The organism is Pseudanabaena sp. 'Roaring Creek', assembly GCF_001402795.1.
Lineage (GTDB): Bacteria > Cyanobacteriota > Cyanobacteriia > Pseudanabaenales > Pseudanabaenaceae > Pseudanabaena.
In genome coordinates this window covers 1-7925 of the sequence record NZ_LIRE01000454.1, presented here as the reverse complement: position 1 = coordinate 7925, position 7925 = coordinate 1, and the positions used below count along the sequence as shown (strand labels likewise).

Here is a 7925-nt window from a genome sequence, read left to right as displayed (position 1 = left end):
ACTGGCTACTGCTATAAGTGAGATCTCATGGTCTAAATTACTGTATAGGAATAAATCCTAATCTTTGAACGATTTGTTGCCCTTGGGGTGAGAGGGCAAACTCGATAAATTGTTTGGCAATAGGACTCGTTTTCTTTTTGATCGCTAAAAATAAGCTGCGGCTCAGCGGATATTTTCCTTCTTTAACGGCGACAATATCGGTGGGATTTACCCCATCGATCGCCATAATCCTGACGATTTCCTGCTTTTCCACCTGCGAGACTGTGGCATAACTAATGCCGTTATCGCCCAATTCGCGCAGGATTGCTGTCGTTTCATCCTGTTTCCATGTGATGAAATTGGGGCTATCGGGCGCAAAATCTTGTCCGAGCAAAACGATATCTTGAAAGGCTCCTCTCGTCCCACTCGACAGGGCACGATTGATCACTTTAATTGGTTGATTGGAGCCTCCAACCTGTGACCAGTTGGAGATCTTGCCTTGGTAAATATCGCGTAACTGTTCTTTAGTCAAGTTTCCTTTAAAGGGGTTATTAATACCCACGACGATCGCGATCGCATCTTTGGCGATCGGCACTAATTGGATCTCCGCCTTGGCTTCTTCAGGCTTGAGTGGGCGGGAAGCAGCAGCGATCGTGACCGTTCCCTCCATTAAATTTTTTAATCCCTGACTCGATCCTGTGGGCTTGCCATCAGGCAAGCCAAAAGTAGTGGGAATATTGGGATTAACTTGGCTAAAGGCATTACGCAGTTCTTTGATCATGGCAACCATTGTTGTGCTGCCATCCATTTCTAAAACGTTAGGATTGGGTAAAGATGTATCGATCTTTAAGTCCGTTGCTGGTGGGGGGGATGGATTAGCTGCATTTCCATTAGGCGAAGAAGACGATGAACTCGAAGAATTACTAGAGATATTTGATAGCGATGATTTTCCTTGTTGGGTAAAGAATAGATATCCCCCTCCCGCAAGTCCCGCAGTTACCAGCAACGATAAAAATAAAACCGTGGTTTCTTTACCCTGTGACATATTCCTAAGTTCCTCAATATTTGAAAAATACAACCAGAAAATGTACCGCCCTAGCATGTCCAATTCCCAAAATGGCAATGCCATTTTGGGAATCTCAAAACCTTACTGGGTTTGTTTTTAATTCACTGAAGTGTTGGCTCACTTCAGCGAATTGGTATTACTAGGTCTAGTTTTTAATTTACAAAAGTGTTGGCACACTTTCATGAATTGGTACTAACCATACCTAAATATAGCTACAGTCACTTGACTTAGGAAAAATCAAACCCCAAGAATTGATTGGTGGTGCTTTGCGCCACCAATCAATTCTTGGGGTTTATGTCCTAGCACAGCGACAGCTCATCACGATGCGGGTCAGATTATTTAATCGGAATAAATCCTAGTCTCTGGACTATCTGTTGTCCCTGAGGGGAGAGGGCAAACTCAATAAACTGCTTAGCCGCAGGGCTAGTTGATTTCTTTGCCCCTAAAAACAAACTGCGGCTGAGGGGATATTTACCCGTTTTAACAGCTTCGATATCGGTGGCATTCACCCCGTCGATCGCGATGATTCTCACAATTTCCTGCTTTTCCACCTGTGAGACGGTGGCATAACTAATCCCATTATCGCCTAAGTCCCTCAGAATCGCTGTGGTTTCATCCTGTTTCCATGTAATGAAGTTAGCGCTATCAGGGGCAAAATTCTGACCGAGCAACACAATATCTTGAAATGCTTCTCTTGTGCCGCTAGTAGTAGCACGATTAATGACTTTAATTGGTTGATTAGCACCGCCAACCTGCGACCAATTGGTGATTTTACCTTGATAGATATCGCGTATTTGATCCTTGCTTAAATTCCCTTTGAAGGGGTTATTAATGCCGATGACGATCGCGATCGCATCTTTGGCGATCGGTACTAACAAAATTCCTGCTTGGGTTTCCGCAGTTTTAAGAGGGCGGGATGATGCAGCGATCGCCACTGTTCCATTCATCAGATTTTGCAAGCCTTGACCTGAGCCATTGGGTCTTCCATCGGGTAGCCCAAAGGTAGTCGAAATATTGGGATTGACTTGACTGTAGCCATTGCGTAATTCTTTGATCAAGGCAACCATCGTCGTGCTGCCATCAATTCCTAAAATGCTGGGATTGGGTTGCGATGGCTCAAAACTTAAGCTAGAAGAAGTAGGCGTGGTCGTGGCTTGTGGTGTTGCTTGTGGTGTTGCTGTCGTCGCGATCGGTTCTAATGAAACTCCTACTGATTTTCCTTGTTGAGAAAAGAACCAGTAGCCACCACCTGCAATCCCTGCTGTGACCAACAATGACAAAAATAAAACGGTAGTTTCTTTGCCCTGCGACATAGTTCTATATTCCTCAATATCTGGCTTAAATATCTGGCTTAACTTTAGTGCAAATTTAGCTCTAAAAATCTCTAAATACTGCTTTGTCCGATATCAATCATATTTAGCAAACTAACTAAACTTTGCCCAACAGCATAGGCTAAATTTACTGGAACGGCATTCCCAATTTGTTTGTATTGACTAGTTAACGAACCTGAAAATTCCCAGTCATCAGGGAATGTTTGAATTCTGGCATATTCTCTAACTGTTAAAGGTCTTGTTTCCTCAGGATGACATCTTTCAGTCTGCTTTTGGGCAGGTGAACAGGTAAGGGTTAAGCTTGGCTGATCCCATGCCAATCTTCTCGCAATTCCTGTTTTCCCGCCACCTAAAAAATAACTTTTTTGCATATATTCTCTTTGGATATCATCTGGCAAATCTCGCCAATATCCACCTTGGGGAACAAGATCTAAAATTTCTTTTTTCCTTTTTGCATAAACTTGCCCCTTTGAGATTGGTACATCCGTAGGATATAAATCACCAGCTTTAAGCGCGTCTCTTAAAACCATGATTTTGTTGTGGGGATCGGGCCATTTAAAGTCGGCAAACCTAACCAAATCATTCCTAATACCAATTAGAAAGAGACGTTCTCTTTTTTGTGGAACTCTATAAAATATAGCTTTTAAAACCTGTGGTTCTATAAGTGTATAACCTAGTTCGTAAATAATAGACTTCATTATTTTTAAAGTCCTGCCATTATCATGCTTAAGCAATCCGCGTACATTCTCACCTAAGAAAACTTTAGGCTGCATTTCTTTAATTGCTCTGGCAAACTCAAAAAACAATGTCCCCCTCGTATCTTCAAATCCGAGTTTATTTCCAGCATAAGAAAATGCTTGACAAGGAAATCCACCAGCGAGTAAATCTATATCAATAAATTCTGTAAAATCCACATTTTTTACATCACCTTCAATTACATTCCAATGCCGACGATTGATTCGTAATGTGCGACAAGCATCTTTATTAAATTCATTTAAAGCGATCGCCTTAAAACCAGCACGTTCTAATCCAATTGCAAGTCCACCAGCACCAGCAAAAAGTTCTATTGAGTTAAAATCTCTCAGTGATTTTGTAATATTAGCTTTTAGCTCTGGATCTTGGGCAAAAACACTTCTAATTTCTTCAAAGTGAAGCAAATCAGATATCTTATATTCTTTTTTATTAGTAACTACATTGAACACAGGTATTATTTTTCTGCTTTTCTCCCATTTCAATAATGTGGATTTTGAAACAGACGTAATATCTGCTAATAGTTCCGCAGGAATAGAGCTTGTCTCAAACATTAAAATTATCGAATCCTATATATTTATTAAAAGACAATAAAAATAAACTTTTTAGAACATTTTTGTCTATATTTTTAAGTTCTTGAATAACAGAATTGGACTCTTGCTCAAAATCTTTACTACTCAGAATATCGTCAATTACTAAGGGCAATCTCTCACATAACATTTTGAATGCATTACCATTTCCAGTTACTAGTTCATAGAATTTATCGATAGAAACTCGACGAATTCTAGAATCTGACATAGAGATTCCATCCAAGCTAACTTGCCAAGCTATATTTTGGCTTTTTGTTGCTATAACTTCCACTAGCATACATTGTGCATTTGGATTAGCCAATAGAGTATTTTGCATCCTCATATATGTTTTTTGTGAAGAGGAAGAATTCATTGTATTGTGCTTATTCTTCATTTCAATATAGTAGCCCATCTGCTCGTTAACTATGTCATAGCCTGACACAGGAACTTGCCAACCACCACCTATATATCGAAATATATTTTGATGAAAATATCCAATATGATTTGTATTGGATTTGTCTACTTGCCTTGCAACTTCATATTCGATTACGTCTTCGATACTCTTAGCATAAATCTTATGATCGAATGTCAATTTAATAGGATCTATTAAGTTTTTGTTGAATTCATTTAAATCGACTTTGAACCTATACTTATTGATAGTTTCCTTAACATGATTATAAAAATTATTGTTGCTAATAAAGCCAAGGTTATAGTCTTTCATCTTCCTCATTGAAATATTTATTAAATACTATACTTAATTAGCTACTATCATCACTTCTTCAAACATTCAGTTTTATATTTTCAGATCTGTATTTTACCAAATTGAAAAATGCTGATGAATTCAGAGTCTGATCAACCGACTTGGCTTAGATGAATTCAAACCTCTATAGGCTAAGATCGGAGCTAGCAGTAGTAATTATAGATGTGACGTGTTTCAAAAAATCCGATTCCAAGCAAACCAAATTTGGCGACATCAGGTGGTGGCGCTTCTTGCCAATCTCAAAGTAGCGATCGCCCTATTATTGACGATCGCCCTATTCAGTATCCTTGGCACAGTGATCGAACAGGGACAAACCCTCGACTTTTATCGCGAGAACTATCCCGAACATCCCGCCCTGTTTGGTTTTCTCTCCTATCGGGTGATTTTGGCGATCGGATTGGAGCATGTTTACGGTAGCTGGTGGTTTCTGACATTACTGATATTGTTCGGGACAAGTCTTACAGCCTGTACCTTCAACCGCCAGTTACCGATTCTCAAAGCTTCTAAACGCTGGTTCTACTATACCAAACCGCAAAGCTTTGCCAAACTGCCTCTAGCTACCGAAATTGTCGGCGGTGACCTCACCAATCTGGCGCAATCTCTCCAAAACCGAAACTACAAAGTCTATCAAGCCGACGATCGCCTCTATGCCCGCAAAGGATTAGTTGGCAGGATTGGACCGATTGTCGTTCATGCCAGTATGTTATTAGTACTCATTGGTTCGATCTGGGGTTCGCTAACAGGATTTATCGCGCAGGAAATTGTCCCCAGTGGGGAAACCTTTCAAGTGCAGAATATTACCGAGGCAGGGGCTTGGTCGGCTAATCAAGTTCCCAAAGACTGGTCAGTAAAGGTCAATCGCTTTTGGATCGATTACACTCCCAAGGGAAGCATCGATCAGTTCTATTCAGACCTATCGATACTCGATCGCGATGGGAAAGAAGTCGATCGCCAAACGATCCATGTCAACAAGCCGCTTAAATATAGAGGTGTCACCTTTTATCAAGCCAATTGGGATATCCATGCGGTACGCTTTACCCTCAATAATAGTCCCATATTACAATTGCCTGTCAGCAAGCTAGAACCTCAGAATGGTGGTCGTCAAGTTTGGGGAACTTGGATTCCCACTAAACCCGATCTCAGTGCAGGCGTTACCTTAATTACTCCAGATTTGCAGGGAACCTTCCTAATCTATGATGAGAAGGGGAATCTGCTCACTACGGTGCGTACCAATGGCAGTGCCGAAATCAACGGCATCACTTTTACCTTAAAAGAGGCGATCGGCAGTACGGGGCTACAGATTAAAGCCGATCCAGGCATTCCCATTGTCTATACGGGGTTTGGACTGTTAATGCTCGGTGTAATCATGAGCTATGTTAGTCATTCGCAGGTATGGGCTTTACAGGTAGGCGATCGCCTTTATGTTGGTGGTAAAACCAATCGCGCCCAAGTCAGCTTTGAGTCTGAATTGATTGATGTGACTGAGGCGATCGTGCCAAGCGAACTTGCCGTTAAGGCGATCGCCTAGGTAAGCCAATCAAGCGATCGGCAGCCGATCGCTATCAGTATTTTGTGTGGATGTGGAGACAATGACATGATCGAGCCGATTGGCTATATTCTCGGAACCAAAGATGCTACCCCCCTCGAATTTTGGGTGGCAGTAAGTGATGGCAAAGTACTGCGCCTCGATGATGTCGTACAGGTCAAAACCGATCGCCCCGACAAAAAGGGTATTGTCAACTTCTATGGAGTTGTCGATCACGTACGCACTATTCACGAAGGAACGCAATTTGATACGGATACCTTCTTAGTTACGAGCGGCAGTATGCCCGTCAATGTATCCTATGCCGCCCATATCCAAGTCACGCGCATTGAACCTGAAGAATATTTACCGCCCCAACCCAGTGATGCGGTCTATCTCGCAGAAGATGAGAACCTCCGATTTGCGCTCAATTTTGATGGGATGGAGCAGCGGATCTCCGCAGGCATCATGCGCAACGGTAGCCCCGCCTATTTAAACTATGAATTCATTGATGGGACAAAAGGCGCTCACGTCAATATTTCGGGGATTTCGGGCGTAGCAACCAAAACCTCCTTTGCCCTGTTTTTACTCCATTCCATTTTTAATTCGGCGGCGCTTGGTGCAAAACGCGCCAATACGAAAGCCTTAATTTTTAATGTGAAGGGGGAAGATTTGTTTTTCTTAGATAAGGCAAACAATAAGATGCGCGAAGAGGATCGGGCTACTTATCATGCGCTCGATTTACCCGTCGAGCCCTTTCGCGATGTCAGGTTTTGTGTCGCCCCCAAGAAAAACTCCCAAGCGATCGAACCCCATCTCGATCAGCGTTCCGATAATATTTCCGCCTATGTATGGGGAATGCGGGAGTTTTGCCGCGATCGCCTTTTCCGCTTTCTCTTCGCTGGAGACGATCTAGAACGGGGGAATATCGGCTTTTTGGCGAGCATTGTCGAAGAGCGTTTGGCAAGATTGGCGGCAGACAATGATAAACACGATCTGAAAATGGGATTTACTCCTAGAACCAGCCTCGATCCCGATGATGAATATGGCGAAGATGGTAAGGATAAAGTTGAAACATTTCGTGACTTAATTGAATTCCTTGAAGATAAATTGGTGGAGAATCCCGATCAAAAATGGTTGGGACGTAATGCTCCCGCCACAGCGGAAGCGCTTACTCGTCGTTTATGGGGGATTGCCGATGAGATGGGGCATCTAGTCCGTGGCGATCTGCCTGCGGAGGAGTTACAAAAGTATAAACTCGATCCGCTGGCGGCGGAATATCAGTTAACGATCGCCGATATTAACAAACTCGGTAGCAAGGCGCAAAAGTTCGTCGTCGGGGTACTGCTCCAAAAGCTATTCATGGAAAAGGAAAAGCGCGGTCAATATCCCGTCGTGTTTATCGTTCTCGATGAGTTAAATAAATACGCTCCCAAAGAAGGTCGCAGTCCGATCAAAGACTTGTTAGTGGAAATTGCCGAACGGGGGCGATCGCTAGGCATTATTTTAATTGGAGCCCAACAAACTGCCTCCGAGGTCGAGCGGCGAGTGGTCGGGCAAGCGGCGGTAAGGGTGGTCGGGCGACTGGACTCCGCCGAGGTCGAGCGTCCTGAATATAACTTCTTGACGGGAGCCTGTCGCAAGCGATCGCTGTTATTAAAATCGGGCAGTATGTTTATCCACCAACCCGAAGTTCCATCTCCTTTGTTGGTGGGCTTCCCATTCCCCGCCTACGCGACCAGATTGCGAGAGGTACAGATCAACGAAGCTGAGGCAAAAATTCTCAAGAGCAAAGTTAAAAGGCTTTGATTGTCCAAGAGATGGCGCTGTGCCATCTCTTTTTATAGTCGTTTTAAATAACTTGTAGACGGGCTTCGACTTCGCTCAGCCCTCGGTGTAAGCTAGCTGAGCGAAGTCGAAGCTGTAGTTTTTATTTGAATTATCTATA

6 protein-coding genes are annotated in these 7925 nt (G+C 42.9%); 2 read left to right on the top strand and 4 right to left on the bottom strand.

What is annotated here, in order from left to right:
- Positions 1-37 precede the first annotated feature (37 nt).
- The 4 genes from AC805_RS14565 to AC805_RS14550 all read right to left on the bottom strand — a co-directional run bounded on the left by AC805_RS14565 (position 38) and on the right by AC805_RS14550 (position 4416).
- Positions 38-1024, bottom strand: a complete 987-nt coding sequence (locus AC805_RS14565) for a phosphate ABC transporter substrate-binding protein (protein WP_055076089.1) — start codon at positions 1022-1024, stop codon at positions 38-40.
- 356 nt (positions 1025-1380) lie between these two features.
- A complete protein-coding gene (locus AC805_RS14560; RefSeq protein ID WP_055076088.1) occupies positions 1381-2358 on the bottom strand; it encodes a phosphate ABC transporter substrate-binding protein in 978 nt (325 codons plus the stop codon).
- Positions 2359-2429: 71 nt separating this feature from the next.
- Positions 2430-3680, bottom strand: coding sequence for a DNA cytosine methyltransferase (locus AC805_RS14555; protein ID WP_055076087.1), 1251 nt, complete (start codon positions 3678-3680; stop codon positions 2430-2432).
- A complete protein-coding gene (locus AC805_RS14550) occupies positions 3673-4416 on the bottom strand; it encodes an Eco47II family restriction endonuclease (protein WP_055076090.1) in 744 nt (247 codons plus the stop codon). The genes AC805_RS14555 and AC805_RS14550 overlap by 8 nt, the downstream gene beginning before the upstream one ends.
- Positions 4417-4624: 208 nt before the next feature.
- Between AC805_RS14550 and AC805_RS14545 the strand changes: the two genes are divergently transcribed.
- Entirely contained in the window at positions 4625-5983 is a 1359-nt protein-coding gene (locus tag AC805_RS14545; RefSeq protein ID WP_055076086.1) for a cytochrome c biogenesis protein, read from the top strand.
- A gap of 66 nt (positions 5984-6049) precedes the next feature.
- On the top strand, positions 6050-7786 hold the full coding sequence (locus AC805_RS14540; protein WP_055076085.1) for an ATP-binding protein: 1737 nt from the start codon (positions 6050-6052) through the stop codon (positions 7784-7786).
- Positions 7787-7925: the final 139 nt, after the last annotated feature.